General features: G+C 65.7%; 29 protein-coding genes. 23 read left to right on the top strand and 6 right to left on the bottom strand.

All coding sequences use genetic code 11. The features are described from left to right. The first annotated feature begins 18 nt into the window (after nt 1-18). Together rraA and AC5RWX_RS01425 are read left to right on the top strand one after the other, a co-directional pair. Nucleotides 19-534, top strand: coding sequence for a ribonuclease E activity regulator RraA (rraA, locus tag AC5RWX_RS01420; RefSeq protein WP_494096887.1), 516 nt, complete (start codon nt 19-21; stop codon nt 532-534). Nucleotides 535-603: 69 nt separating this feature from the next. Beyond that, entirely contained in the window at nt 604-831 is a 228-nt protein-coding gene (locus AC5RWX_RS01425; protein ID WP_493944030.1) for a hypothetical protein, read from the top strand. Here the strand turns inward: AC5RWX_RS01425 and AC5RWX_RS01430 are convergent. Continuing rightward, nucleotides 809-2,098: an aminotransferase-like domain-containing protein gene (locus AC5RWX_RS01430; protein WP_494096888.1), complete on the bottom strand. Its 1,290-nt coding sequence runs from the start codon at nt 2,096-2,098 to the stop codon at nt 809-811. The genes AC5RWX_RS01425 and AC5RWX_RS01430 overlap by 23 nt on opposite strands. A gap of 65 nt (nt 2,099-2,163) precedes the next feature. After that, a complete protein-coding gene (locus tag AC5RWX_RS01435) occupies nt 2,164-3,138 on the bottom strand; it encodes a helix-turn-helix transcriptional regulator (RefSeq protein WP_493944032.1) in 975 nt (324 codons plus the stop codon). Between the two features lie 405 nt (nt 3,139-3,543). Here AC5RWX_RS01435 and AC5RWX_RS01440 point away from each other — a divergent pair, with 405 nt between their 5' ends. The 3 genes from AC5RWX_RS01440 (at nt 3,544) to AC5RWX_RS01450 (ending at nt 4,951) form a co-directional block, all read left to right on the top strand. After that, on the top strand, nt 3,544-3,699 hold the full coding sequence (locus tag AC5RWX_RS01440) for a hypothetical protein (RefSeq protein WP_493941096.1): 156 nt from the start codon (nt 3,544-3,546) through the stop codon (nt 3,697-3,699). A 98-nt stretch (nt 3,700-3,797) separates the two neighbouring features. After that, a complete protein-coding gene (locus tag AC5RWX_RS01445; protein ID WP_493941097.1) occupies nt 3,798-4,769 on the top strand; it encodes a lantibiotic dehydratase C-terminal domain-containing protein in 972 nt (323 codons plus the stop codon). Then, nucleotides 4,766-4,951, top strand: coding sequence for a hypothetical protein (locus AC5RWX_RS01450; RefSeq protein WP_493941098.1), 186 nt, complete (start codon nt 4,766-4,768; stop codon nt 4,949-4,951). The genes AC5RWX_RS01445 and AC5RWX_RS01450 overlap by 4 nt, the downstream gene beginning before the upstream one ends. Before the next feature lie 153 nt (nt 4,952-5,104). On the opposite strand, the gene AC5RWX_RS01455 is transcribed toward AC5RWX_RS01450, so the two are convergent. Next, complete coding sequence (locus AC5RWX_RS01455) at nt 5,105-5,584, bottom strand: MarR family winged helix-turn-helix transcriptional regulator (protein WP_494063407.1); 480 nt, start codon at nt 5,582-5,584, stop codon at nt 5,105-5,107. A 198-nt stretch (nt 5,585-5,782) separates the two neighbouring features. On the opposite strand from AC5RWX_RS01455, the gene AC5RWX_RS01460 reads away from it, so the two are divergent. Then, a complete protein-coding gene (locus tag AC5RWX_RS01460; protein WP_494096889.1) occupies nt 5,783-7,147 on the top strand; it encodes an MFS transporter in 1,365 nt (454 codons plus the stop codon). Between the two features lie 189 nt (nt 7,148-7,336). Here AC5RWX_RS01460 and AC5RWX_RS01465 read toward each other — a convergent pair whose 3' ends face one another. Both AC5RWX_RS01465 and AC5RWX_RS01470 read right to left on the bottom strand, forming a co-directional pair. Further along, on the bottom strand, nt 7,337-8,170 hold the full coding sequence (locus tag AC5RWX_RS01465; RefSeq protein ID WP_493956719.1) for an aldo/keto reductase: 834 nt from the start codon (nt 8,168-8,170) through the stop codon (nt 7,337-7,339). Nucleotides 8,171-8,303: 133 nt separating this feature from the next. Next, nucleotides 8,304-8,738, bottom strand: a complete 435-nt coding sequence (locus tag AC5RWX_RS01470; RefSeq protein ID WP_494063405.1) for a helix-turn-helix domain-containing protein — start codon at nt 8,736-8,738, stop codon at nt 8,304-8,306. A 307-nt stretch (nt 8,739-9,045) separates the two neighbouring features. Between AC5RWX_RS01470 and AC5RWX_RS01475 the strand changes: the two genes are divergently transcribed. Beyond that, the gene (locus tag AC5RWX_RS01475) at nt 9,046-9,525 is read left to right on the top strand and encodes a DedA family protein (protein WP_494096890.1); all 480 of its coding nucleotides are present in this window, start codon (nt 9,046-9,048) and stop codon (nt 9,523-9,525) included. A gap of 136 nt (nt 9,526-9,661) precedes the next feature. Next, nucleotides 9,662-10,507 (top strand): HpcH/HpaI aldolase/citrate lyase family protein, encoded by an 846-nt coding sequence (locus tag AC5RWX_RS01480; protein WP_493941104.1) that lies wholly within the window; start codon nt 9,662-9,664, stop codon nt 10,505-10,507. A gap of 99 nt (nt 10,508-10,606) precedes the next feature. Here AC5RWX_RS01480 and AC5RWX_RS01485 read toward each other — a convergent pair whose 3' ends face one another. Next, nucleotides 10,607-11,467 carry an SDR family oxidoreductase gene (locus AC5RWX_RS01485; RefSeq protein ID WP_494096891.1) on the bottom strand — a complete coding sequence of 287 codons (861 nt, stop codon included), beginning with the start codon at nt 11,465-11,467 and terminating at the stop codon, nt 10,607-10,609. 194 nt (nt 11,468-11,661) lie between these two features. On the opposite strand from AC5RWX_RS01485, the gene gluQRS reads away from it, so the two are divergent. From gluQRS to AC5RWX_RS01560, 15 genes are all read left to right on the top strand, one after another. Then, the gene (gene gluQRS / locus AC5RWX_RS01490) at nt 11,662-12,564 is read left to right on the top strand and encodes a tRNA glutamyl-Q(34) synthetase GluQRS (protein ID WP_494096956.1); all 903 of its coding nucleotides are present in this window, start codon (nt 11,662-11,664) and stop codon (nt 12,562-12,564) included. A gap of 172 nt (nt 12,565-12,736) precedes the next feature. Next, on the top strand, nt 12,737-13,543 hold the full coding sequence (locus AC5RWX_RS01495) for an SGNH/GDSL hydrolase family protein (RefSeq protein WP_494096892.1): 807 nt from the start codon (nt 12,737-12,739) through the stop codon (nt 13,541-13,543). A 155-nt stretch (nt 13,544-13,698) separates the two neighbouring features. Beyond that, nucleotides 13,699-14,970 (top strand): MFS transporter, encoded by a 1,272-nt coding sequence (locus AC5RWX_RS01500; protein WP_494096893.1) that lies wholly within the window; start codon nt 13,699-13,701, stop codon nt 14,968-14,970. A 276-nt stretch (nt 14,971-15,246) separates the two neighbouring features. Continuing rightward, the gene (locus AC5RWX_RS01505; RefSeq protein ID WP_493941108.1) at nt 15,247-15,453 is read left to right on the top strand and encodes a stress protein; all 207 of its coding nucleotides are present in this window, start codon (nt 15,247-15,249) and stop codon (nt 15,451-15,453) included. Between the two features lie 176 nt (nt 15,454-15,629). Further along, complete coding sequence (locus tag AC5RWX_RS01510) at nt 15,630-16,805, top strand: zinc-dependent alcohol dehydrogenase (RefSeq protein WP_493941109.1); 1,176 nt, start codon at nt 15,630-15,632, stop codon at nt 16,803-16,805. 181 nt (nt 16,806-16,986) lie between these two features. Then, nucleotides 16,987-18,396 carry a flavin monoamine oxidase family protein gene (locus AC5RWX_RS01515; protein WP_494096894.1) on the top strand — a complete coding sequence of 470 codons (1,410 nt, stop codon included), beginning with the start codon at nt 16,987-16,989 and terminating at the stop codon, nt 18,394-18,396. Nucleotides 18,397-18,554: 158 nt separating this feature from the next. Further along, nucleotides 18,555-18,740: a hypothetical protein gene (locus AC5RWX_RS01520; RefSeq protein ID WP_493941111.1), complete on the top strand. Its 186-nt coding sequence runs from the start codon at nt 18,555-18,557 to the stop codon at nt 18,738-18,740. A 248-nt stretch (nt 18,741-18,988) separates the two neighbouring features. Next, nucleotides 18,989-19,957 (top strand): asparaginase, encoded by a 969-nt coding sequence (locus AC5RWX_RS01525; RefSeq protein ID WP_494096895.1) that lies wholly within the window; start codon nt 18,989-18,991, stop codon nt 19,955-19,957. A 26-nt stretch (nt 19,958-19,983) separates the two neighbouring features. Continuing rightward, entirely contained in the window at nt 19,984-20,871 is an 888-nt protein-coding gene (locus AC5RWX_RS01530) for a polysaccharide deacetylase family protein (RefSeq protein ID WP_493941113.1), read from the top strand. Nucleotides 20,872-20,900: 29 nt separating this feature from the next. Next, entirely contained in the window at nt 20,901-22,238 is a 1,338-nt protein-coding gene (locus AC5RWX_RS01535; RefSeq protein ID WP_493944047.1) for an MFS transporter, read from the top strand. Between the two features lie 46 nt (nt 22,239-22,284). Beyond that, nucleotides 22,285-23,064 (top strand): SDR family NAD(P)-dependent oxidoreductase, encoded by a 780-nt coding sequence (locus AC5RWX_RS01540; protein ID WP_493944048.1) that lies wholly within the window; start codon nt 22,285-22,287, stop codon nt 23,062-23,064. Nucleotides 23,065-23,083: 19 nt separating this feature from the next. Then, nucleotides 23,084-23,836 carry an SDR family NAD(P)-dependent oxidoreductase gene (locus AC5RWX_RS01545; protein ID WP_494077751.1) on the top strand — a complete coding sequence of 251 codons (753 nt, stop codon included), beginning with the start codon at nt 23,084-23,086 and terminating at the stop codon, nt 23,834-23,836. Between the two features lie 170 nt (nt 23,837-24,006). Beyond that, entirely contained in the window at nt 24,007-24,252 is a 246-nt protein-coding gene (locus tag AC5RWX_RS01550) for a hypothetical protein (protein ID WP_493941117.1), read from the top strand. Nucleotides 24,253-24,435: 183 nt separating this feature from the next. Next, complete coding sequence (locus AC5RWX_RS01555) at nt 24,436-25,044, top strand: DedA family protein (RefSeq protein ID WP_494096896.1); 609 nt, start codon at nt 24,436-24,438, stop codon at nt 25,042-25,044. Between the two features lie 263 nt (nt 25,045-25,307). Continuing rightward, entirely contained in the window at nt 25,308-25,802 is a 495-nt protein-coding gene (locus AC5RWX_RS01560) for a DUF456 domain-containing protein (RefSeq protein ID WP_494096897.1), read from the top strand. Nucleotides 25,803-25,805 lie beyond the last annotated feature (3 nt).

Here is a 25,805-nt window from a genome sequence, read left to right on the forward strand (position 1 = left end):
GAGGAGGAGCACCATCACGTGACCAATCCAGCAGACGCTGCCAAGGCAAGCACCGCCGTCGTACCCGCAGTGACGCCCACGGCGGACCTGTATGACGAACGCGGCGACGAGCTTGTCTCGGTGGCGCTCCAGTTCGGCAATTTCGGCGCTAGGGAAGCCTTCAGCGGACCGGTCCGGACCATCAAGTGTTTTCAAGACAACGGGCTGGTGAAGTCGGTCCTCAACTCGCCGGGGGATGGCGCGGTGCTGGTCGTCGACGGCAGGGGCTCGCTGGAAACCGCGCTGATGGGGGACATGATCGCCGCCGCCGCCGTGGCCAGCGGCTGGTCCGGCGTGATCATCAACGGAGCGGTCCGCGACCGGGCTGCCCTCGCGCAGCTGCCGCTCGGCATCAAGGCCCTGGGCAGCAACCCGCGCAAGAGCGCCAAAGAGAGCCGCGGCGAAACGGACGTACCCGTCGAGATCGGGGGAGTGGTGTTCCGGCCCGGCGCCACGGTCCACGCCGACCTGGACGGCATCCTCGTGGACGGCTGACGGGGGCGCGCAACCTCGGCGGTTCCTCTCAACGCGGGGAGCGAACACAGCCTGTGAAAGACTGGGCGCATGAGTAACAACAGGCCCTCGGGTCAGCGCCGCAATGCCTCAGGGGTGCCCAGGATCGATTGGAAGGGCACGCTGTGGGCCATGGCTGCGGTCTTCCTGCTCAGCTATGTGATGATCTGGCTGGTTCCCGGCCTGCATCCGGTCCTGCGCATCATCATCGTGATCGGGCTGTATTTCGCCGGCCGCTACGCGTACTACCGCTACGTCAAGAACCGGCGCCGGCCATAGCTTTCTCCAGGACCGGGGCAAGCCTTCGCACGCCCTCGCGGATGGCCTCCTCGGGCACGGCGCTGAAGGCCAGCCGCAGCTGATTCGACGGCTCGTCCGAGGGGCTGAACGCCGCGCCCGGAATGAAGACCACTCCGGCATCGATCGCGTCGTAGAGCAGCGGGTAGGTGTCCACGCCGTCCGGCAGGGTCACCCAGACAAAGAAGCCGCCCTCGGGTTCGGTCCAGCTGGCCCCGTCCGGCATGAATTCCTTCAGGGCGGCCAGCATGGCGGCGCACCGCTCGGCGTACAGCTGCCGGTAGGTATCGATTTGGCCCAGCCAGTCATGTTCGGCCAGGTAGGTGGTGATCAGCATCTGGTTCAGCGTGGGCGGACACAGCGTGACCGCCTCGTTGGCCAGGTAGAAACTGCGCTGCAGATGGTCGGGCAGCAATGCCCAGCCGATCCGCAGCCCCGGCGCCAGGATCTTGGAAAACGAGCCCAGATAGATTACGTCGTCGGGGTTGTCCGCACGCAGTGGCCGCAGCGGCTGGCCGTCGAAGCGCAGCAGCCCGTAGGGATTGTCCTCGAGCACCAGAATCCCTGTCTCGCGGCAAATTTCCACGACGTGTTGCCGGCGCTCGGCAGCCAGTGTGATGCCCGAGGGATTGTTGAAACTGGGGATGGTGTAGAGGAACTTGATGCTGCGGCCTTCGCCCTGCAGCTCTTCGATGCGGCGCTGGAGTTCGGACGGGATGAGGCCGTGCTCATCCATGGCGACCGGTTCCACCTGCACCTCGTAGGCCTCGAAAGTGTTGAGCGCACCGACGTACGTCGGATCCTCGCACAGCACCACGTCCCCTGGGTTGCAGAAGACCTTGGCGGCTACATCTTGGGCGGACTGGGATCCGGCCGTGATTACCACATTCGCGGGGTCTGCGCCGGTGATGCCTTCGTGCTCCATCACGTCGCAGATCGCGCGCCGCAACTCCTCGGTGCCCTGTCCGCCGCCGTACTGGAGGGCGGCCATCCCGTGCTCGGCAATCAGCCGCTGCGCCATGCCGGCGATCTTTTCCAGCGGCAGGGACTGCAGATAAGGGTTGCCGCCGGCCAACGAGACCAAACCGGGCCGCATCGAAACGTCGAAGACGTCTCGGACAGCCGATTGCTTGATGTTGGACGCCCGCTGTGAGAAGAGATGTTGGTGCCGGTGCGCCGCCGTCGCGCGTTCCAGCGCCACTTCCGTTTCGGCAGGCAGGGCCTCGAGGTCTGCATCCTGTGAAGTCACTCACACAGGATAGCGCGACATGTTACGGAGAGGAAACAGAAGTTTTCTATTGGTGCTGCTTCGGCTCAGAGCCACCCAGCGTCCCGGGCCCTCAGCGCAGCTTGGAATCGGCTGTCGGCGCCAAGCTGCTCCAGCATCCAAGCGATGTGCCGCCTGCAGGTGCGGACACTGATGTCCAGCCGCCGGGCAATCACTTCATCGGAGTACCCGGCCGCCATGGCGTTGAGGATGGATTGCTGGATGCCGTTGAGGGCCGACGTGGCGCCGTCCTGTCCGTCGAGCACATAGGGGTCGGCCAGCTCCCACGCCACGTGGAACAGGTTGATGAAAACCTGGATGAGGTTGAAGTCGCGCACCACCAGCGCGCCGCGGTCTTCCGGGTGCAGTTGGCGGCCGATCAAAGCGAGGTTGCGGTCGAAGATCATGATCTTCAGCGGCACGTAGGGGAGCGTGCGGTACTCGCCTCCCGCCGGGGAGATGGCGGCGACCGCTTTGCGCGTGGGGACGTGGTCCAAGGTGCTGGCATGGCTGATGTTCTTGCGGACCACCCCGCGTTTGAGCAGCTCGAGGTCCTTCTGGATGCCCTCTTCATGGACATCGGCCGAGGAGCCGGACCCGGGCTGGCTGATGAGCACCTGCTCGGCGACGTCGCGGCCATAGTCCACCAGCAGTTTGCGGATCACTCCGGGGTCTTCGAGGACCTCCACGGAAGAATCGAGCGATACGCGCTTGCGCGCCGCCAAGTAGGTGGGAACCAGGGCGGCCATGTCGGCGCGGTGTCCGCTGATCTTGGTGCGCAGGTCGATCAGCAGCCGCTCATCTGAATCCACCAACTGCGAGAGCGCAACGTCGGGGGAGATGGCGACGTAGCACTCCACGTCTGGTGCCGGCTGCTGCAGCAACTGCCGGCTGACCAGCTCCCCGATGGCAATGTTGAGGTCGCGGATGGTGTAGCCGAGGGCCGTGGACGCGGTCTCCTTGGTCCAGCCGGGGTGGGCCACAGCGAACTCATAGACCTCGAATGCCGTCCCGCTCAGCATGGGGCGCTCCTCTGGTTGATTCATCTATGTATCACGCAGGGCTTGCTATTTCAGCCGCTCTTCGGCGGCCCTTTGGCTAGTCTAGGGCAGTCCTTGGGCCGATCTTGCGCCGCGCCAAGGCGGCTACTTGCTGCCATGGCCACATTATGCCACCCGCTCATGGCGTTTGTCTGGCCAACCGTCTAACCAGCGTATTTCCGCGGAATCATGCGGAGAAGTGGGCTCCCGGCGCCGTGTCCGGAACCTGTCAGTGCAAGCCCCAAGGCACGATCAGGGCATGTCCGGATGTTGCAAGTGGATTGGCTGGACAGGCGGAGCAGAAGCACGGAACTCTTGGAGTTGTCGGGCCGAGCAGTTCGGCTGGATTAGCCACCGTACGAACCGAAGCCATGTGAAGGGAATGACATGTTCAAAAAGATCGCAAGCATCGCGGCAGGGCTGCTCGTTGCATTGGGGGCGGTCTCGGCGGCCACCCCGGCAGTAGCCGCCGATCTAGGTCCGGCCCCGCAGTCCGCAAAGTCAGTCACCGTCTCCACTTCCGCCCTTATCTGGGACTGGTAAAAAGCCGCCCCATCTCATCGGCACTGTGCTGATCCCGCAACCAGGATGACGCCGACTATCCCTCCCCAACCACCAGAACATCGAACCAGGAGAAGCGCATGAGCCAGCTGACAGCCATCCGCCCGACAAGTTCGGTGAACGTCAAACCGTACTGGTGGGTTCTGTCTATTTACACGGGTAGGCAGGACGTAGTCGACGCCGTCATAGGAGAACTGGTTACACCGCTGGTCGCTCACGCTCGCCGCGAAGGCGTGGGCCGCTGGTACTTCAGCCACAGTGCCGACCAGATGGGGCCTCACTTGAAGGTCCGGTTCCTGGGCCGCCGCCCAATCCTCGATAGCCTCCAAAGGTTTGAGCTCGCGGCCCGGGACCGGGTCCTGGACATCCTTCCCGACCTGACGACCCAGGAGAACTTCGTGCTGCCTTGGGGCAGCGAGGGCTCCATCCAGACTTCCGCCGGCGACGCCGTTGTCCCCGTTCCGGAAGCCGACCTGGACCGCTTCGGCGGACCGGAAGGGTTGGAACTGGCGGAGGAGGTGTTCGAACTTTCCTCCGAGCTGGCCATGTGGGCCACGCAGCGCTTCAGTAAGACGCAGGGCCGTTCGGCGCTGGCCTCGTTGCTCCTTTGCGATGCTGCCTGGGCCATGATGTACGGGCCGAAGGCGCAGCAGTGGCCGGACCGCAGCAGGCTTTCCTGGGAGTACTGCTGGGACAACCACCTGAGGGTCTCCACGGCCGAGTTGGGCCGCTCGGCACCGAAGGCGCGGCACAGTCTCACCGCCGGCTTGGTCGCGCGCACGGCTCCCATGCACCGGCTGATGGCGGCCACCGCGGACGAGAGCAGCGTGCAGAACTGGCGTCGCCGCTGGATCAGGACCCTTGACTCGTACCTCTACCGCGCAGATCGGGCCCGCGTGAGCCGCAGTGCCCAGCAATTGACGTTCTGTCAGGCCCACCTGTTGATGAACCGGCTGGGTTTCACTACCTGGGAGGAAGCCGCACTCGGTGTCTATGCCAGAGCATGGTCGCCGGAGGTCGAATCCTCCATGTTGGAAAAGAGGACAAAATGAGCCCGTTCGGTTTCTCGTCGATCGGACCCGAAGCCAGGGTGCCGGAAGTCCCAAGCGACAGAACATCCGATTTGGACCAGGTGGGCGTACTGGGTGCGCACGGTCAGGATGACGATCTCTGGAACCTCACCGGCAGCGACTATCTGCGTGACGCCGCGTGGGCAGACCAGGCCTGGCAATAAGAGAATACCCGCCGGCATTCCGCCGGATACTAAGCCATCCTCCCCCCAAGGGGATCAGGCCGGAGCCTCCCCAACGCTCCGGCCTGATCCTTTTTCTGCGAGGCTCGGTGAAGCGTCGTCTGGTGCTAGGACTCGCTGCAATGTGGAACGCGATCAGCCGCCGGTATTGGTTTCGGCGGCGGGTGAGGTCAGCAGTTTGTCCAGCAGCGCATCCAGCTGTGCTGCTTCCTCCGGGTCCAGACCTTCCGCCAACAGTTTGTTGACCCGCAGTGCGTCTGGCATCAACTGCTGGAGCACCGTCTTCCCGGCATCCTCCAAGGTCACGCTCTTGCGCCGCCGGTCGGCTTCGTCCCGGCAGGTGCTGATCAGTCCCAACAGCTCCAGGCGCTTCAGCAGCTCGGCGAGGGTGGACTTATCCAGCTGCGCCAGCCGGCCCAGTTCACGTTGCCCGATGCCAGGTGCATCCCGGAGTGCGAGCAACACGCCATAGGCCACCGAAGACACCTCGGTGGACACTTCACGTTGCCACAGGGCGCCGTGGAATTGCAGGGCGCGCCGCAACTGGAAGCTGCGGTACCGCTCGCGGTCCAGGGAATCGCCGGTGGGACTCAGCGTGGCAGGGGACACGTTCACGTCTACATCAATTGCTTAATCTGTGACGAAGGTCAAATTGTGATCCTTGCCGGAGGCCGAGTAGTGTAACCCTCCGTATACGGACGAAGTTTCCGAACGTTCGGTCGGTTGGTGCGAGGCGCAGCGTCGTCGCGCACCGCCGTCGCAGTTGGAAGCAAGCGCTCCTGGCACCAGAGATCCACAAGAGAAGTAGGCACCATGGATATCAAGGCACGCATCGAAGCGTCCCCGATGACGAAGGCGCAGGTGGGCATTGTTGCCATCTGTCTGGCCCTGAACTTCATTGACGGCTACGACGTTTTGGTCTTGGCTTTCAGTGCGACGGCGATTAGCGAAGTTTGGGGGCTGAGTGGATCAGAGCTGGGCATCCTGCTCAGCTCCGCGCTGGCCGGCATGACCATCGGCGCGATTTTTGTGGCACAGATCGCGGACAAGATCGGCCGCCGGAAAACCATCATCCTGTCCACCTCCGTGATCACGCTCGGAATGTTCGCCTCCGCGATGGCTCCGAACTACGAGGTCCTGTTGGTGCTGCGCATCCTCACCGGCATTGCGGTGGGAACCATGCAGACCAGTCTCAACGTGATGGTGGCCGAATACGCCAATGCCCGGCGACGGGCCACGGCAGTGAGCATCTACGCCGCCGGTCAACCCATCGGCGGTGTGCTTGGCGGCATCATCGTGGCCGCGCTCCTGTCCTACTTCGAATGGCACGCTGGGTTCATTTTCGGCGGCGTGATCACGCTGGCCATGCTCCCCATTGTGCTCAAGTGGCTGCCCGAGTCCATCGATTACCTCAATGCCAAGCGGCCCGAGAACGCACTGACTGAGATCAACAAGATCTTGGTCCGGCTGGAGCAGCCCGAACTGGACGCCCTTCCTGCCGCTCCGGACACCACCGGACGGCCGAAGAACAACCTGGTGGCGGTCTTCGCCAACGGCCAAGCCAAGAAGACCGTGCTGCTGGCCTTCGCCTTCATGATGATCATGGGCAGCTTCTACTTCGCCAACTCCTGGACCCCGCGACTGCTGACCGAATCCGGATATTCGGCCAACCAGGGCATCACCGCTGGCGTGCTGTTCAGCGTCGGAGCGATTATCGGGGCAATGGTCTTCGCTTGGGCCGGCGCCCGGTTCCCGCTCAAGCGCACGCTGGCCGTCTTCTTCGTCCTGGCGGCGGTCTCCTTCGCCGTCTTCGCCCTGCTGGCCGACACGCTGAACCCGGCGCTGATGGGAGCGGTGTTGCTGGGCATGCTGACTAATGCGTCCATTGCCGGCATGTTCACCATCGGTCCGGTCTACTACGACGCCTCCCTGCGCGCGACTGCCGTGGGGCTGATCGGCGGCATCGGCCGCTGCGGCGGAATCATCTCTCCGATCCTGGCTGGAGCGCTGGTGGATGCCGGCTGGGTCCCGGGCAACATCTACTTCGTCTTCGTGCTGCCGCTGGTACTGGGCGCCACAGCCCTGATGGTGCTGCGCAAGCCCGCGGCCTTGGTGGCGCCGGCCGCTGCCGCCCAGCCGGGAGCCGCGCAGCAGGAAGCACTGGCGGGAAGCCGCTAGGACCCGACTTGCCGTGGCGGGCGCTCCTCCCACCGGAGGGGCGCCCGCTGGGCTTTTCGGACGGCGTTGGGCCAGCTGCGCTTTTCGGACGGCGTTGGGCCAGCTGCGTTCCCGGGCAGTGCAGGCCGGGCAGCCTACGCCGACGGCCAGTGTCAGGCGCCAGCTAACGGCAGGCGCAGAACAGGCCGCCTAATGCCCGAAGACGTCGGCGTCGGCAATGTCCTTCGTGCCGCGATCCAGGGCGGACAGTTGGTCCAGCTCTGCGGCCTCCATCATGAAGTCGAAAATGGCGAAGTTCTCGGCCAGCCGGTCCGGCTGCGCGGACTTGGGGATCGGCACGTGCCCCAGCTGGGTGTGCCAGCGCAGCACCACCTGCGCCGGAGTCTTGCCGTACTTGTCGGCCAGCGACTGCACGGCCGGTTCGCGGAGCAGGTCCCCGCCGCGCCCTAGCGGGCTCCACGACTCGGTCACGATGCCGTGTTCGCGGTGGATCTCCACCAAGTCGCTGCGGGTGTGCCGCGGGTCCAATTGGATCTGGTTGACCTCGGGCACCAGCCCGGCGTCGAACAGCCGCTGCAGGTGCGCGGCCTTGAAGTTGGAGGTGCCGATCGCCCGCACGCTACCGTCCGCCAGCAGCCGGGCCAGTCCCTGGAACGCCTCCACGTAACGGTCCTGCGCGGGATTCGGCCAGTGGATCAGCAGCAAATCCACGTAGTCGACGCCCAGCCGCCGTGCGCTGGCCTCGAAGGCCGCCCGCGCGCCGTCGACGCTGTGCCACTCCTTATTGAATTTGGTGGTGATGAAGACGTCGGACCGGTCCAGTCCGCTGCGTCGCAGCCCTTCGCCCACGCCCTCTTCGTTCTGGTAGTTCTCCGCCGTGTCGATCAGCCGGTAACCCAGCCCCAGGGCTGTTTCGACGGTCTGGGCGACTTCGGCATTGTCCAGCGGCCAGGTCCCCAGCCCAAGCAACGGCATTTTGGCCCCATGGCGCAGGGTCACGAGCGGGGCAAGCAGGTCGGCCACGATGAGAGTCTCCTCTGGTTGTCCTTCCGGCCCGACCTCCGGGCCAGTGGCACCCAGCCTAAGCGCGATCGCGTCGGCTGTGCACCCCGGCGGCGGCTGCCCGTGCCGGAAGGCAGGAAGAGAGTGAGGCAGGCTACCGGCGGGCGGGGGCACCTGGGTCGCCGGATGCTTCCGGCGCTGCCCCCGGGGCGCCTGAGTCCGGAGCCGCGGTGCGGGTTTCCAGCCAAGCCAGCACATCGGAGAGCCGGATCCGCCGGTGCGTCCCGCGGTACTGGACCGGAATGGTGCCGGCATCGGTCAGGCGCCGCATGTAGGTCAGCGAGACCCCGGCCACCTCGGCCGCCTGCGACGTGTTCAGCAGCTCCACGGTGGAGCTCACCATCACCGCGTCGCCGTGGGCAAACCTCCGCAGCATGTCGACGACGGCGTCCGCGGCTTGGGCGGGCAGCTTCACCGCCGTGCCATTCACGAACACTGTGACATCGGCGCTTTCGTCGAGCGCGCGCTGCAGCTTTTGCGCCTGGGCGGCGGGAAGGGCATCGGCGGTGCGGGGCGTCAGCTGGGCCATGAACACAGCGTAGGGCACTTTCCCCGCCCGACCGCGGAAGGTGCGCACCGCCGTCGTTCTCAGGCAGTGGCCCATACGCCGGCCGGCGTTGACATCCCTTCCAGCGGTGATGTTAGGTGCCCTTAACATCCCTTCCGGCATGGCGTCTCTTCATGCCGCCATCCGCCATCCCACAGGAGGACACCGTGCGGCAGACGTGCCCGCTGAGCCGGACAGTTGCCGCTGCCGCCGAACACCGCCGGACGGAAGGTGCCGGGGTGGCTGCGCTGGGGGAGCGGCGTCGGCGGAGCATGTTGGAGCCGGCTTGATGGCGCAGATTGCCAGTCTCCCGTTTGGGCTTGCGGTGCTCATTTTGTTTGCCATTGTGATGCTGCGGGCCAACGCCACCTATTGGGCCGGCAGGGCCGTGGCCGCCGGCGGCAGGCACACCCGCCTGGCACGCCAGCTGGATTCGCCGCCGATGCGCCGCGCGGAGGCGATCGTCGCACGCTGGGGAGCACCCGCCGTCGTGCTGTGTTTCCTCACGGTGGGCGTCCAAACGGCGGTCAACGCCACTGCGGGGCTGGGCCGGATGCCGCTGCGCCGGTACCTGCCGGCCGTGGTGATCGGCTCGGTGTTGTGGGCGGTGCTGTACGCCACCGTTGGGCTGGCGGCACTGGAAGCCTGGCTGGCCGCGACCGCAGGATCCCCGGTGGGGATCGCCGTCGTGCTGCTGCTGGCAGTTGCGGCGGCGGTCGGAATCGTGCTGGCCCGGCGTCGTCGACAGCGGGATCAAGCCTCCACCTGATGCCTCCGCCTGATGCGCCCGTCTAAGGCGCCCGCCTTATGCGCCGGGGCGCGGGCGCAGAGCACGTGGCAGACGCCTCAGCCGGCATTCCTCCCGCCGTTGGTGGCTCCGGCGGCGGAAACATTAGGCTAGGGGTATGTCCGCTTTAAGAAACCGTCGTGCCGCTGCCCTCCCCGCTAAACTCTCCCGCTCCTGGCTGCTGGCCTCAGCGGCGGACGAAGCGAATTTCGGCCCGGCGCTCGCCTCTGAAGCAGACTCTGTCATTTTCGACATGGAAGACGCCGTCCCGGCGGAGGGCAAGGCCGAGGCCCGGGAGCGCGTGGTGGAGGCGCTGTCCACCGGCATGACCGCCTGGGTCCGCGTGAACGGTATTGAAACTGACTATTGGGCCGACGACCTGGCCGCCCTGTCCAAGGCGCCCGGCCTGCGCGGCGTCATGCTGGCAATGACGGAGAAGCCCGAGCAGGTCACCCACACGGCCATGCGGCTGCAGGCCGGCACCCCGGTGCTGGCGCTGATTGAATCCGCCATCGGCATCGAGAACGCCACGGACATCGCCCGCGCGCCGGGCACCTTCCGGCTGGCCTTCGGCGTGGGCGACTTCCGCCGCGACACCGGCGCCAGCGATTCACCGATGGCGCTGGCCTACGCCCGCTCCCGGCTGGTGGTCGCGTCCCGGGTGGGGCAGCTGCCCGGCCCGATCGACGGCCCAACGGTAGGCGCGCTGGGCGAGGAGCTGCTCGAAGCCTGCAAGGTAACCGCGTCCATGGGCATGACCGGCAAGCTCTGCCTGCTGACCGAAGCGGCCGACACCATCAACAAGGGCCTTTCGCCCAGCGAGTCGGAGATCAAGTGGGCGCACGAGCTGCTCGACGCACACGCGGCCGGTGCCGTGGTGGGCGACGGTTCCTACCTGCCGCGCCTGGCCCGCGCCGAGAAGATTTCCTCGCTGGCGGACTCCTACGGCCTCTGGAACGCGTAGGGTCCGACGGCGGAGCGCCCCCGAATCCGGGCGGCGCGGATCCGGGCGGCGGCGACTCGATCCCGGCGGTGCCTCGCAGGCGTCCACGGTCAGTCCCGGTCAGTCCCGGGCGAACAGCTGGTGCACGCTCAGCGCCGGGCGCCCGGTCAGCAGGTCCACATCGTGGGTCACCCGGTCCAGCTCCCCGGCGGCGATCGCCGTGTAGGTGCTGACCCAGGCATCCACCTGCCAGTCCGGGGCGCCGTAGTGCGCGCGGCTGGCGTACGCCTCCTCCACCGTTTCGTTGAGGAACGACGTCGGACGGCCGGTTGCGTCTGCGATGGCGGCGGCCGCCTCGGCCAGGGTCAGTGATTCCGGCCCGGTCAGCTCGTAGGTAAATGCGGCGTGCGGCATGGGTTCGGCGAGGATGGCTGCGGCGGCCCGGGCTACGTCCTCGCGGGCCACAAAGCCCGCCTTCCCGTCGTCCGCGGGCCCGCGGATCACGCCGGCCTCGTCGGCGAAGAGCGGCAGGATGTCGGCGTAGAAGTTGTTGCGCAGCAGCGTGTGCTTCAGGCCGGATCCACGCAGTTTCTCCTCGGTGGCGAAGTGGTCGCGGGCCAGCGTGAACGTGGCGTCCTCGGCCGCGCCGAGGAACGAGGTGTAGACGATGTGCTCCACGCCGGCGTCGATGGCGGCGTCGATGAAGGTGAAGTGCTGCTGCAGGCGGTCCTCGGCTTCGGCGGCAGAGACCATGAACAGGGTCTCGACGCCGGCCAGCGCCGCGACCACGGCGGCCTTGTCGCCGTAGCTGGCGCGCGCCGTCGTCGTTCCCGGCAGTTGCGGCGCTCGGGAGGGATCTCGAAGGATCAGCCGCAGCGGCAGGTTCTGCTCCGCCAGCATGCTGGCCACCATCCCGCCCACTTGGCCAGTGGATCCGGTGACGGCAATCGGGGTTACCTCGGGGGAGTCGGGTGCGCTCATGGCTCCAGCATATTAGGCCCGGCAACACCCGGCAGGGCACGGCTCCCGGAACGCGGTTGATACCTTCCTGCCGCCGGCCCGAAGTTGCTGCTCGATGCCCGGCCCGCCGTCGGGCCCGGACGGGGCCCGCGGCCTGCCCGCTTCCGTCCTGCTACCGTGGGGACGTGCCAGCAGTCCAGAGTCCCGCCGGTCCGCTGCGTGCCGCCGGACGGTTCGCGCCCAGCCCGTCCGGCGAACTGCACATCGGCAACCTGCGCACCGCTGTGCTGGCCTGGCTCTTCGCTCGCAGCACCGGCCGCCGCTTCCTCATCCGGGTAGAGGACCTGGACCGGGCACGTGCCGGTTTCGAGGCCCAGCAGCTGGAAGACCTGGCAGCCATCGGACTCGACTGGGACGGCGAAGTGGTGCGGCAGACCGACCGCGGACCGATCTACCAGCGGGCGCTCGAACAGCTGGCTGAGGCCGGCCTGGTCTACGAATGCTTCTGCACCCGTCGGGAAATTGCGGAAGCGCCCAGTGCTCCGCATGCCCCGGAGGGCGCCTACCCGGGGACTTGCCGGAACCTGACCGACGCCGAACGCGAGGAGCGCCGCCAAGACCGCCCCGCCGCGCTGCGGCTGCGCGCGGACACGGCAAGCTACACGGTTGCCGACCGGCTGCACGGCGACTTCACCGGCATGGTGGACGACTTCGTGCTGCGGCGCAACGACGGGGTGCCCGCCTACAACCTCGCGGTGGTGGTGGACGACGCGGCCCAGGGCGTGGACCAGGTGGTGCGCGGCGACGACCTGCTGTCCTCCGCTCCGCGGCAGGCGTATCTCGCGCAACTGCTGGGGCTGCCGCCGGTGGAATACGCCCACGTCCCGCTGGTCCTCAACGAACGACGGCGGCGCCTGGCCAAGCGGGATGGTGCGGTGACACTGGGGGCGCTGGCGATGACCGGCCTCAACGCCGCTGCCGTGCGCGGCATGCTGCTGGAATCGCTGCACCTGCCGGACGCGCCGCTGGACCAATTGGCCGCCGACTTCCGGCCGGAGGCCCTGCCGCTGGAACGGTGGATCTTCGACCCGCCGCAGCTGGCGCTCTCCCGCGGCTGAGCTCCTCCCGCTCACCGCAGCAACCACGCCTATGCGGCGCGCGCCCACCGGGCCAGTGCGGCTTCTCCGGCGCTTTTGGGCCTGTCCGGCCGGCGAAGCGCTGCGGCAACTGGCCGTGCGGTTTTCATGCGGAGTTTGCCCGGGCTTTCCCCGCTCGCGCTAGCGTGAGCGCGTGGGCGGACTTTTCGTGGCGTTGGGCGACAGTTTTACCGAGGGCGTCGGGGACTACAACCCGAACTTTCCGAACGGAGTCCGCGGTTGGGCAGACCGGGTGGCTAAACAACTGGCAAAGCAGGACCCCGACTTCCGCTACGCGAACCTTGCGGTGCGCAGCAAGCGGCTGCACCAGATCATCGCCGACCAACTGGAACCGGCCATCGCCCTGCAACCTACACTGGTCTCCTTCTACGCCGGCGGCAACGACATTCTGGAGTTCAAGCGCAGCATGCCGGAGCTCATGGCCGAGTACGAAGAGGCCATTAGACAACTGTCCGAAACCGGCGCAAGGTTGATCCTTTTCACCGGGTTCGAGGTGATGCTGCCGCCCGTGCTGGAACCGATGCGGCGGCGCAACTGGGCGTTCAACGAGGCCGTCCGGGAACTGTCCCGCCGCTACGACGCTGTACTGGTGGATCACTGGGCGTTCGAACGCTACCAGGACCGGCGCATGTGGGACACGGACCGGCTGCACATGTCCTCGCTGGGGCACAGGTATATGGCGGCCCGGGTGCTTGAAGCCCTCGGCGTGGACCACACACTCACATTGCAGCGACCGGAGGCGCCCGTCCCGGCCGGGCTGCGCGAGATTTTGCGGCGCGAGCGCGATTGGCTGCAGGAGTGGGTGATCCCGATGTTCGGCCGCAAGTTCAAGGGCGTCACGCTGGGCGACAATCTGTCCCCGCGCTGGCCGGAGCCGGTGCTTGTCTCACGCGGCTTGAAGAGGCTTGCCAGGGAGCGTTCTGCCGCGCCGGCTGGCTAACGCGGGGCGCCGGTTGCCGCTCCAGCCCTGCCGTTCGCCGACCACATCGAGGTAAACGGTGCGACCGTGCCTGCTTGTCCGACAGCGGCTGTACGCTGTTGCCACAACTTTAGGCCTGCGGCCATGCCGCGTCGTCAGGTAGGAGGCTGCCGAAGGTGACAGTCCAGGAACCGCGTAAGCCCGTGCCGGCGCTCGGAATTCCCGCGGCGTTCCAAGAGCCGACCGTCAAGGTCCGCCCCGGCTGGGTCACCGCCGTCGTCCTCACCAATTTGGGCATCAACGCGGCGTTTTTCGGCCCGCTGCAGGTTTTGCTCGCCCAGCAATCGCAGACGTTCGACGCGGTGAACAAGGAAGCAGTCCTCGCGATGGCCACCGGATTCGGCGCTGCGGTCTCGCTGGTGGCGAATCCGATTTTCGGCGCCCTGAGCGACCGCACCACCTCCCGGCTCGGGCGACGAGTGCCGTGGGCGCTCGCCGGAGGCATTTTGGGTTTCGCGGCACTGCTGCTGCTTTCCGGGGCGCCCAACATCGCCGTGATGGTGATCGGTTGGTGCCTGGTGCAGGCCGGTTGCAATGGAGCGTACGCAGCCGTCACCGCCAGCATCCCGGACCGGGTGCCCCGGCGGCAGCGCGGCCGGATCGGCGGACTGGCCGCCATCGGCCAGACGCTGGGCATTGTGATGGGCGCGGTACTGGCGAACCTGGCCGGCGGTTTCGTTGCCGGTTACATCTACTGCGCCGTGTTCCTGCTGGCCAGCATCATCCCGTTCGTGATTGCCGGCCGTGACACGCCGCTGGAGAAGACGGACCGCCCGCCCTTCGGCTGGCGGAGCTTCCTGAAGGGATTTTGGATCTCCCCGGCCAAGTACCCCGATTTCGGATGGGCATGGCTGACCCGCTTCTTGGTCAACCTGGGCAACAACATCTTCACCCTCTACCTGTTCTTCTTCCTGCAGGACGCCGTGGCGCATCCGAACCCCGCCGCCGGCGTGCTGCTGCTGACCGGTATCTACGCCACCATGGTGGTGTTGATGGCCCTGATCGGCGGACCGCTGAGCGACCGGGCGGGCCGGCGCAAGCCATTCGTCATCGCGTCCTCGGTGACCATCGCGACCGCCTCGATCATCGTGGCGGTCACGCCGGCGTGGCCGGCGGTGATCGTGGCGGCGATGGTCCTCGGCGCGGGCTTCGGCATGTTCCTGGCCGTGGACTTCGCCCTGCTGACCGAGGTGCTGCCCAGCGCCGCCGACCGCGGCAAGGACATGGGCGTCATCAACATCGCGGCGTCGTCCCCGCAGGTCATCGCCCCGCTGATTGCTGCGCCCACCGTGCTTTATTTGGGCGGGTATACAGCGCTGTTTGCCCTGTCCGCCGTCATCGGCCTGCTGGGGGCGGTCTTCGTAGTCAAGATCAGGGGCGTTCGCTAACCAGTTCTGCCCCGCGCGCTAACCAGTTCTGCCCCCGCGGCTCGGGCAGGCGAACGACGGCGGTGGCTGCTTGACGCGCCCCTACGCCCGCGCCACGTCCCGGTGCGGACCGCCACGGCCGTCATGCCGCGGCGCTCTGCCCGCGCCGCTCATGCCGCCCCGCATGCCGCCCCAAATGCAAGCGGAATGACCAGACAAACGCCACGATAGCAAGTTTGCTTACTAATTCTTTTTGTGTTTATGGTGGGCGTGCAGTCGAAATGAAAGGAGAACGTGATGGCAGACCAGAACAATCCCGGACAGTTCGGAAACCGTAACGATACGGAGCAGCAGGCCAGCAAGGGTGGCCAGGCCAGCAGTGGCAGTTTTGGCAGCGGGAACGGTGTTGATCCCTCCGCAGCCGGTCGGAAGGGCGCAGAAGCACAGCCCAATGAGGCCAAGGCGGAAGGCGGCGCAAACAGCCACCAGGGCAGCAATAGCTGACCACCGCTGAAATAGCTGACGAGGAGGGGGCAAACCTCTCCTCGTCGGCTTATGCAGATACGATCACGGCCGCGGCGCACCGTCTCCGGGCAGACCGCAATCCCGGCCCGGTTTCCCGTCGACCGCAAGGCGCCGGGCGAATCGCCCAGGGGAGGCAGCCCCGAAAAGGAGGACAGATGAAAGCACTGACATGGCAGGGAAAGCGTTCGGTAAGCGTCGAAGAGGTTCCGGATCCCAAAATCCAGGAACCCACGGACGCAATCGTCCGCATCACCTCCACCGCCATCTGCGGTTCGGACCTACACCTGTACGAGGTGCTCACTCCGTTCATGGACAAGGGTGACATTATCGGCCACGAGCCGATGGGCATCGTCGAGGAAGTCGGTTCCGCCGTCACACACATCAAGCCCGGGGACCGTGTGGTGATTCCGTTCAACGTCTCATGCGGCCACTGCTTCATGTGCACCCAGGGCCTGCAGTCCCAGTGCGAAATCACCCAGGTGCGCGAGTACAACAACAATGCCCAGTTCCTCGGGTATTCGCGCCTTTACGGCTCCGTACCGGGCGGGCAGGCCGAGTACCTGCGCGTCCCGCACGCGGATTACGGGCCCATCAAAGTCCCGAACACCGGGGAGGACGAGCGCTACCTGTACCTGTCCGACATACTGCCCACCGCTTGGCAGGCCGTGCAGTACGCCGCGCCGCCGCAGGGTGGGTCCCTCGCCGTGCTGGGCTTGGGCCCGGTCGGGCAGCTGACCGCCCGGATCGGCCGGCATCTGGGGTACGAGGTGTTCGCTGTGGACCCGGTCCCCGAACGCCGGGCCATGGCCGAGCGCTATGGCATCCAGGCGTTTGACTCCACTGACGAGGTGTCCGAGCAGCTGAAGGACCTCACCGGCGGCCGCGGCCCGAATGCCGTGGTGGACGCGGTCGGTATGGAGGCCCACGGTTCCCCCGTGGCCGGGGCGGTGCACCAGGCGGTGGGCGCGCTGCCCTCCGCACTGGGCCGCAAGGCGCTGGAGGAGGCCGGAGTGGACAGGCTCGACGCGTTGTACACCGCCATCGAGGCGGTCAGGCGCGGCGGGACGATTTCCATCAGTGGTGTCTACGGCGGCATGAAGGATCCCCTGCCGCTGATGAGAATGTTCGACAAGCAGCTCCAGCTGCGCATGGGCCAATGCAACGTGCGGCACTGGACCGAGGACCTGCTGCCGCTGGTCGATGACCCCTCGGACCCGCTCGGCGTATTGGACCTCAAGACGCACAGCGCCCCCCTTGAGGAGGCGCCACAGATGTACGAGAAGTTCCAGAAGAAGGAAGACGGCTGCATCAAGGTGGTACTCAAGCCGTAGTCCCCGCCCGCGGCGGAGCCCAGTCCTCAAAAGGCTGGGCTCCGCCACTTTAAGGTCAAAGTCATCCGCCGCTGTTAAGAGAACCCCCTCAGCAGATTTTCTTCGGCGCAATAGTTTCCGCACGCGCGTTGCTTCTCCATGACTTCGCAATTCTCGGCAATCCCTTTCACAAGCGACGTTATTGGCCTCAGGAATAGCCGACAGCTCCGCTATGATCTTTCGACCTGCTCCAGGGTTGTTTCGTACACAGGCGATGCTGCAGAAAAGGGCCGTTTTGTCAGCTCGAGTTCTCAGTAGCAAAAGCCATCTAAGGTTCGTAACCAAAGAACGGAGTGCTATGAGTTCCAAGAATGAGATGCGCGTGGCCGTCCTTGGGGCCGGATTCTCCGGTCTATCGGCGGCGCGCACCCTCGTCGATCGAGGCGCGGATGTTACCGTCTACGAGGCAAGGGATCGCGTCGGCGGTCGTGTCTGGTCGCGTCCCTTAAAGACCAGCATTGGTGACTCCGTTGTTGAACGGGGGGCGGAGTTCGTCCTCGAAGGCTACGACGAGTTGCGTGCGATCGCCGCAGAGGCGGACCTTGAACTAACTGACACCGGAATGAGCTACTACGTTCGGGAGCTCGCGGAGACCCCTCACGTCTCCACCGATGAGATTGCGGCCGCGGGTGTTGTAGCAACAAGCCTGCTCGACGACTTCGATTATGAGCCGTCGGTTGCGGAAGTTCTGGAAAAACTGGACGTGAAGCCGGAGGTTAAGGCCGGCCTCAAGACGAGAATCGAGATCTCCACTGCTTGTGAAGCTGGAACTGTGAGCGCAGCCACACTGCACCACACTGCCGCTTTTGCGCCAAAGCCCAGCTGGCGGGTTGCAAATGGCAACCAGCAAATTGCGTTCCATCTTGCTGAACGAGTCGGTCCAAACATCCGCTTCGAAGACCCTGTCCGTTCCGTGGAACGGGTTGGAAATCGCTTTGCCGTGACCGCCGAGCGATCGGGTCGAACGGAGTTCGACTACGTGATCGTCGCGCTGCCCCTATCGTTCGTTCGGAATGAAAACCTGATCTCCCTTCCGCTTTCAGATCGAAAGCGTCGCTCCCTCAAAAAGTTGGTGCAAGGACACGCAGCGAAGCTGCACATCCCACTCGAGGAAGTGCCCCCGACGAGCGCAGTGATGTCCGTGCCTGGCCGCTTTTGGACATGGACAGCAGTCGATTCGAGTGGGTCCGTCGCGCCAGTCGTTCATAGCCTCGTCGCCACGCTCCCGGGTATTGACGAGATCGGCGCACAGAAGGGAGATGAACTGTGGTTATCGAAGCTCAATACGATCCGCCCCGATCTTCATCTAGATCTTGATCGCGGAAGGTATCTTACGGTTTGGTCTGAGGACGAGTGGGCGCGTGGCGGGTTCTCCTCGCACGCACCCGGCTGGACCGCCGAGGACGATGCGTCCATCCAGGCGAGCGAAGACGGACTTTACTTGGTTGGGGAGTACGTAGACGCTGAATTTACGTGCCTCATGGAAGGAGCACTACGCACAGGGAAGGCAGCAGCGCTCGACGTCGCCGATCGGATCGCTGCAAGGCTATAGGCCCCGGATTCCCTACGGGCTTCTGAGGGGGCCGGAGCTATCTTCGCAAGGTGAGTGTGCGCACTTGGGGGTATGAGCGCGCGAAGGATCGTGCTGGGCCCTTGGCTTCCGGCGTTCACCGGAGGACGATTAAAGGGTCGAGGTGAAGGAGGTTTGTGATGTGCTACTCCTCGAACAGGGATTTCGGATGGCGCTTTAGGAAGGAAAACGAGCGCACACCGGAAACCCGCCGGGAAGACCAGGACGCCAAGGACGAGACCTGGACGAAGTCCGATGACTCCGAAGTAAAGGCATTCCTGGATAAGTCCCCAGTCGACGAACCGGCCCGAGACCGGGCCTTGTAACCGAAACCATTGAAGCCCCGCAAGAAAACTGCGGGGCTTCAATCGCGCCTAGCGTCGCCGCTGTCACCGCCTGAGCCGGAGAGGTCCTCTGCGGCAGCAACCGGTGCAAGACCCAGATCGGCCGCTTGAATGCCCTTTTGTCTTTTCTTGGTGTCATGGGCGTCGTATTCTGGAGCCGTTGTAGCGCGCTCTTGCAAAGATAGCCCGACCCTTCGGAGCCGGCCCCTCGCTCGAGAAGGAGGCGCAGGGTGGCCCATATCCAACTGCTGGGCACCGGCGGTACTATCGCCTCGCGCGGCCACGGCGCCGGGGGAGCTGTCGCTACCGACGCCTCGTCTGCGTTGGTCGATGCGCAATACGGGGATGTCACGGTCAGCGCACGCGACGTAATGACCATCGGCAGCTACCGGCTGGATCTTGCCGACCTGCGCCGGATTGCCGAGGCGGTCGGGCAGGCCCTCGAGGATCCAGACACCGACGGCGTGGTGGTCACCCACGGTACGGACACGCTCGAGGAAACGGCCTTCCTGCTCGACCTCGTGCACGCCTCGCCCAAGCCAGTAGTGCTCACCGGCGCCCAACGCACTGCCGACAGTCCCGACGCCGATGGCCCGCGGAACGTCGCAGAGGCGGTCCGCGCAGCAGCCGACGAGCATCTGCGCGGGGCCGGAGCGCTCATTTGCTTTAACGGAACAGTCCGTTCCGCCCGCGGTGCCCGCAAGGTGCATACCACCGCGGGCAGCCCTTTCGGCGGTGGCACGGAAGTGGCGCACACGGCAGGCGGCCAGCTCGTGGTGACTGCCACGCCCCGCCGCTACCCGCCGTTGGCGGTACCGTCGAGCGCGTTCGATGACACCCGGGTGGAAATCATCACCGCCTATCCCGGCGCGTCTCCGGATCTGCTGGACTACGCCGTGCAGCTAGGGAGCCGCGCCGTCGTGCTGGCCGGTACCGGGGTCGGCAACGCCGGACCGGGGTTTGCCGAGGCGGCGAAACGGGCGACGGAGAATGGCTGCGTCGTCGTGCTCAGCACCCGGGCGCCGTGGGGACCTGTGGTCCCGACCTATGGCAACGGCGGCGGCATCGATTTGGTAGCCGCCGGAGCCATCCCCTCGAAGGACCTCAACCCCTTCCAAGCGCGCATCCTCGCCGCTGTCCTGCTTTCCTACGGCAAGTTACCAGAAGAATTCCCAGGAGCGTTCGAAGCCTACCTCTAAAACACACCGCTACCGGAGGAGAGATCATGGCCAAAAAAATCTACGTCTCGGTCGGCATCGACGTCGACGCCGTCGGCGGCTGGTTGGGTTCCTACGGCGGGGAGGATTCTCCGGGCGACATCTCGCGTGGGATCTTCGCTGGCGAGGTCGGTGTGCCCCGGCTGCTTCAGCTCGCCCAGCGCCGTGAGATGCCCGTGACCTGGTTCTGGCCGGGCCATTCCGTCGAGACGTTTCCGGAGCAGTTCGACGCCGTCGTTGCTGCCGGGCACGAGATCGGGGTGCATGGCTATAGCCACGAAAACCCTATCGCCATGACCCGGAAACAGGAGACCGAGGTTCTTGACTACTGCACCGACCTGATCGAGCAGCGTTCCGGGCGCAGGCCGGTTGGCTATGTGGCTCCCTGGTGGGAGTTCTCCCCGGTGACCAATGAAATCTTGCTTGAGCGCGGGTTCCTGTATGACCACTCGCTGATGCACGACGACTTCACCCCGTACTACGTGCGGGTTGGGGACAGTTGGACCAAGATCGACTACGAAGCCGAGTCGGCCGGGGAATGGATGAAGCCGCTGGTGCGCGGCGAGGAAACCGACCTCATTGAAGTGCCGGCGTCCTGGTACCTCGATGACCTGCCTCCGATGATGTTCATCAAGTCCAGCCCCAACAGCCACGGCTTCGTCAGTCCCCGGGACATCGAACAACTCTGGAAAGACCAGTTTGATTGGGTGTACCGCGAGATGGACTACGCCGTTTTCCCCATCACCATCCACCCGGATGTCTCGGGCAAGCCGCAGAACCTGCTGATGCTCGAGCGGCTGTTCGACCACATCCAACAGCATGACGGCGTTGAGTTCGCCGTCATGGAAGACCTCGCGCGGGATTTCGCCTCCCGCCACCCCCGGCAGGGCTCCTGAGAGTCCCGGCGTGAAAGAAAGCTGCCGCCATGTCATCGCTTCGTTCCCCCCACGGACGCCCCGTCGAGCCGTGGAATGTCCCCATCACCAAGAAGACCATCACCCAGGTTTCGGTCGTCTGCTTCATCGCCTGGGTCGCCTCGGTCTATGACTACACCCTGTTCGGCACCCTGCTGCCGGTCATCGCCGAGGAGTTCGGCTGGACGACCGCGCATTCCACCGCCGTCAACACCTTCGCAACCATCGGCGTTTTCATCATCTCCCTGCTCGTTGGCAGCATTCTCGACAGGATGGGCCGCAAAAGAGCCCTCATCATCCTCATGCTCGGCGGGGCGGTGGCTTCCGGCTTGACCGGCCTCGCGGCCGGCGCCGTGAGCCTGGTCATCATCCGCTCCTTCACCGGGTTCTCCATGTCCGAGGAGGTCGTCAACGCGGTCTACCTGAACGAGATCTACAAGGAGGCCAAGAGCCGGGGCCTGATGTACTCCCTGGTGCAGGGCGGTTGGCCGGTGGGGGCACTGATTTCGGCAGCCCTCTCGGCACTGCTGCTCCCGATCATCGGCTGGCGCTGGACCTTCGTAGTGGCGGCCGTTCTGTCCCTGGTCGTGGTGGCCCTGGCCTTGCGGTTGCCCGAATCGCCCACCTTCGCCGCCATACAGGAGGTCAAACGCCGCCGCGCCTCCGGCGATGTCGAAGGCGCCCACCGGCTCGCCGACGAACACGACCTCGAGGAGGCGGCCCACCATGCCACCGGCGTCAAGGATGTCTTCACCCCGGAGTTGCGCTGGCATACCACCCTGCTGGCCCTGGCGTGGTTCTTCAACTGGCTCTCCATCATGATCTTCTCCGTCCTTGGCACCACCATCCTGGTCAGCGCCAAGGGTGTCTCCTTCGACAACGCCTTGGTCATTCTGATCCTCGCCAACGCGGTGGGCTTCGTCGGCTACGTGTTCCACGGCTGGCTAGGCGACAAAATCACCCGGAAACGCACCGTCGTCTTGGGCTGGCTGGCGGGCGGCATCGTGAGCCTGATCATGCTGCTGGGCCCGGGGAACCCGGCTGTCATCATCCCGCTGTATGCGCTGACCCTCTTCTTCCTCACCGGACCCTACGCGGCGCTGCTGTTCTACATGGGCGAGTCCTTCCCCGCCCACGTGCGCGGCATGGGCACCAATGTGGCCCACGTGATGGCACCGGTCGGCGGCATCGCCGGCTCCGGACTGTTCACCATCCTGCTCGGCGCCGGAGTGGATACCGGCTGGGCGGCGATCATCACCGGCACCGGCGGACTGTTCGTCTCGGCCCTGTGCATGGCCGGCACGCGCACCATCCGCGATGCCCATCAGAGGACGACGGTGATCGCATGACCTCCCACGACGCCAACCGCAAGAACAACAGAAGGACGGTGACCGCGTGAACCGCGACGACGGACTCGAGGGCAAGGTCGCCGTAATCTCCGGCGGCGGCAGCGGAATCGGCCGGGCGCTCGCCGTCGCCTATGCGCGGGCCGGCGCCCACAGTGTGATTGGCTACCTCCCCTCGGACCCCCACGACGCAACGGATACGGTCCGTGCCGTCGAGGAGGCCGCTGGGCGCTGCGTCGCCGTCCCGATGGACGTGCGCCGCTTCGAGGACACGGAAAACCTCGCCCAAGCCGCGCTGGACGAGTTCGGCCGGCTGGACATCTCGGTGGCCGCGGCCGGTATTTTGCGCCGGGCGCCTTTGGCCGACATGACCGACGAGGCGTGGGACGACATGATGGCGGTGGACCTCTCCGGTGTCCTGCGCGTCTTCCGCTCCTGCAGCATGCGGATGGACGACGGCGGGGCAATGGTCGCCACGTCCTCGATCGCCGGCGGCGTTTACGGCTGGGAAGAGCACAGCCACTATGCCGCCGCCAAGTCCGGCCTGCTCGGCCTGTGCCGGTCATTGGCCGTGGAGCTGGCTCCGCGCCGGATCCGGGTCAACGCCATCATTCCGGGGCTCATCGAGAGCCCGCAGTCCCTGGATCCGGTGAACTCGCTGGGCCGGGAAGGCCTTGACGCCGCCGGATCTATCATCCCGTGGGGCCGGGTGGGCAACGTCGACGAGGCCGCCCGCGCAATCCGCTTCCTCACCAGCGACGACTCGGCCTACATCACGGGACAACAGCTCATTGTCGACGGCGGGCTGACTGTCCGCTGGCCGAGCTGAGCGTCGGACAGGAGTTGAGATGGAACAACAGCTCGTCAACAAGGTCGCCGTCATTTCCGGCGGTGGCGGCGGCATCGGTGCGGCCATCGCCCTGCTCTTTGCCCAGGAGGGCGCCGACGTGGCGCTGCTGGACCGGGATGAAGAGGGCGCCGCAAAGGTAGCGGGTGAAGCCGGCGACTTCGGCGGCCGCACCGCTGCCCTCTCCCTCGACGTCACCGATGGCGAAGCCGTGCGGCAGGTGATGGACCACGTCGCGGCAACGTTCGGCGGTATCGACATCCTGGTCAGCGCGGCTGGCATTCTCGACGAGACGCCGCTTTTGGAAATGACCGAAGAGACGTTTGATAAGACCCTCGCCGTGGACTTGAAAGGCGTGTTTCTGGCCGCGCGTTGGGCAGCGCCCCACATGGTGGATCGCGGCGGAGGCCGGATCATCAACATCGCTTCGCAGCTCGGGATCAAGGGTGGGGTCGGTTTGACTCACTATGTGGCCGCCAAGGCCGGGGTGATCGGCATGACCAAAGCCATGGCGCTGGAATTGGCCGAGCACCACATCTTGGTCAACGCCATCGCCCCGGGGCCCATCTTCACTCCGCTGATCGAAGGACTCTCGGACGAGTGGAAGGCGGCGAAACAGGCAGAGCTTCCCATCGGCCGCTTCGGACACGTCCACGAGGTAGCGCCCACGGCCTTGCTGCTGGCCTCCTCGCCCGGAGGAGACCTCTACACCGGGCAGACACTGGGTCCCAACAGCGGGGACGTGATGCCGTAACCGAGTCCGTGGTCTGGGGCGGATTCTGAATGCAGCGCGCCGAATCATTCGTGCTGTCACATCGGCGTCGTGCTCCAGCGTGGCCTCGCCTAGTTGTCATCTCTGTCATTCAGTGTTTGGCTGACACCAACGGGTCACGGGCTGAGGGGGACACCATGCGGGCGTCGAAAATGTCAAAGACCACCATGCGGGTCGGCGTTTTGTTGGGCGCCATTGCGGTGCTGTTGATCGTGTTCAGCCCACTGATTCTGGGTAACTTCGGAACAACAACTGTTATGGCAGGCGCGCCTGTCGCCATGGCAGTGTCAACGGTCTATCTGCTCATGACGGCTACCTTTTTGCCGTTTTCGGCGGCGCTGATCTCCGCGTCGCTCGTCATGCGCCACGCGGAGTCCCTCTCCCGCTCCAACGTTTGATGCCCCATCCCACCAAGACGGGTGGGGCCCGCTACTCCCGGCCGGTTTCCTTTGGGGGCCACGGGATTTTCTCGCGCTGGGCCGTGGTTGTCCCTAGACAGAAAGGTTGTTCGCGGCATCCCAGACAGTTCTACAGGGCGTAAAATTGAGCTGTCCGATCCGCTCCCCAGTGAAAGGACGGTCATGGATTTCTTCCTCGGACTGCCGCTGGGGTGGGCGATCGCCGCGCTGTTTGGCGGTGCGATGATCCGGTCCAACACCACGTACTGGCTGGGGCGAGGTGTGGCCGCTGGCTGCCGGCACACCAGACTGGAAAAGCATATGGACGGCCCGCTAATGCGCCGGGCAGAGGAGATGATGGCCAGGTTCGGCCCGCTCGCCGTGACGCTGTGCTTTCTGACTGTCGGGCTGCAGACCGCCGTGATCGGCACTTCGGGCATCGCCCGCATGCCGCTGCGCCGCTTCCTGCCTGCAGTCATCGCCGGCAGCCTGATCTGGGCTGTCGTCTATGCCACGATTGGGCTGGCGGCGATTGCGGCCTGGGCCGCCCTCATCCTCGCGTCTCCGTGGGCGGCGTCAGGCGCCGCGGTGACGATCACCGCCGTCGTACTCTTCGTGGTGAAGCGGAAGCGGCGCGCCAAGGCCATTCAGGCAGCGGCGGACGACGGCGGTGCTCAAGTTGGGTTGGAACGTTCGGACGAGCAACAGCAAACTTCCACAGATCACGAGGCGTCTCTGCAGGCTGCTGATGTCGTCCCGGTGCGCGGAGCGGACGACACACGCCGCCGGTGACCGGACGCACGGACCAGCGGAACGTCCTGGTCCGGCAACTTGCAACAGCCAAATCCCGCTCCGCGGCCTCAGCCGCTGCACGGCGATAGCCCAAATGCGCTCGCGGAGGATAATGGTGCGCGATGAGCACGGTCCACCATCAGTCGGCTCGGCGGCGCGGGCGGCGCCTGTGGGTGCTGCTGCGTCCTTCGAGCCGCCTCTCCAGTGGCTGTACGCAGCGTCAGCCGACCGTTGGCTTGTGGCGGAGCGGTTAGTGTGGGTGGGTGGAAGCTCAGATTCTTGCGACCGTTGTGTGCGGTCTGCTCATCGCCGTCGGCATTGCCGGCATCGTCGTGCCCGTTTTGCCCGGCACCGTCACCATCGGCATCAGCCTGCTGGTCTGGGCCATCGCCCTGCAGAACATGGTGGGCTGGGTGGTCTTCGCCATCGGCATGGTGTTCGTGGCAGCCGGCATGCTGGCCAGCCTGGTGCTCACCGGCCGGCGGCTGAAGCAGCGGCAGGTGCCCAACTGGTCCATCCTGGTCGCCGTGCTCACGGGCGTGGTCGGAATGTTCGTGATTCCCGTGGTGGGGCTGTTCATCGGGTTTGCGGCCGGCCTGCTGCTCAGTGAATATGCCCGACGGCGGCACTTCGGCGAGGCGGTCGGGGCCAGTTGGGCGGCGCTCAAGGCCGTGGGTCTGGGCATGCTGGTGGAGCTAGGCTGCGCGTTCGCGGCCGGCGCGGTCTGGGTGGTCGGCGTGCTGGTGCAGTTCGTCTAGAAA

Source organism: Arthrobacter sp. SPT-J7, assembly GCF_059089965.1.

Excerpts from the sequence above, each read along its gene's own strand:
- AC5RWX_RS01450 (WP_493941098.1), top strand. The coding sequence starts at position 4,766 with ATGAGCCCGTTCGGTTTCTCGTCGATCGGACCCGAAGCCAGGGTGCCG.
- AC5RWX_RS01555 (WP_494096896.1), top strand. The coding sequence starts at position 24,436 with ATGGATTTCTTCCTCGGACTGCCGCTGGGGTGGGCGATCGCCGCGCTG.
- AC5RWX_RS01530 (WP_493941113.1), top strand. The coding sequence starts at position 19,984 with ATGGCCAAAAAAATCTACGTCTCGGTCGGCATCGACGTCGACGCCGTC.
- AC5RWX_RS01445 (WP_493941097.1), top strand. The coding sequence starts at position 3,798 with ATGAGCCAGCTGACAGCCATCCGCCCGACAAGTTCGGTGAACGTCAAA.
- AC5RWX_RS01545 (WP_494077751.1), top strand. The coding sequence starts at position 23,084 with ATGGAACAACAGCTCGTCAACAAGGTCGCCGTCATTTCCGGCGGTGGC.
- AC5RWX_RS01480 (WP_493941104.1), top strand. The coding sequence starts at position 9,662 with ATGTCCGCTTTAAGAAACCGTCGTGCCGCTGCCCTCCCCGCTAAACTC.
- AC5RWX_RS01535 (WP_493944047.1), top strand. The coding sequence starts at position 20,901 with ATGTCATCGCTTCGTTCCCCCCACGGACGCCCCGTCGAGCCGTGGAAT.
- AC5RWX_RS01510 (WP_493941109.1), top strand. The coding sequence starts at position 15,630 with ATGAAAGCACTGACATGGCAGGGAAAGCGTTCGGTAAGCGTCGAAGAG.
- AC5RWX_RS01485 (WP_494096891.1), bottom strand. The coding sequence starts at position 11,467 with ATGAGCGCACCCGACTCCCCCGAGGTAACCCCGATTGCCGTCACCGGA.
- AC5RWX_RS01425 (WP_493944030.1), top strand. The coding sequence starts at position 604 with ATGAGTAACAACAGGCCCTCGGGTCAGCGCCGCAATGCCTCAGGGGTG.
- AC5RWX_RS01470 (WP_494063405.1), bottom strand. The coding sequence starts at position 8,738 with ATGGCCCAGCTGACGCCCCGCACCGCCGATGCCCTTCCCGCCGCCCAG.
- AC5RWX_RS01520 (WP_493941111.1), top strand. The coding sequence starts at position 18,555 with ATGTGCTACTCCTCGAACAGGGATTTCGGATGGCGCTTTAGGAAGGAA.
- AC5RWX_RS01475 (WP_494096890.1), top strand. The coding sequence starts at position 9,046 with ATGGCGCAGATTGCCAGTCTCCCGTTTGGGCTTGCGGTGCTCATTTTG.
- AC5RWX_RS01550 (WP_493941117.1), top strand. The coding sequence starts at position 24,007 with ATGTCAAAGACCACCATGCGGGTCGGCGTTTTGTTGGGCGCCATTGCG.
- AC5RWX_RS01460 (WP_494096889.1), top strand. The coding sequence starts at position 5,783 with ATGGATATCAAGGCACGCATCGAAGCGTCCCCGATGACGAAGGCGCAG.
- AC5RWX_RS01435 (WP_493944032.1), bottom strand. The coding sequence starts at position 3,138 with ATGCTGAGCGGGACGGCATTCGAGGTCTATGAGTTCGCTGTGGCCCAC.
- AC5RWX_RS01440 (WP_493941096.1), top strand. The coding sequence starts at position 3,544 with ATGTTCAAAAAGATCGCAAGCATCGCGGCAGGGCTGCTCGTTGCATTG.
- AC5RWX_RS01505 (WP_493941108.1), top strand. The coding sequence starts at position 15,247 with ATGGCAGACCAGAACAATCCCGGACAGTTCGGAAACCGTAACGATACG.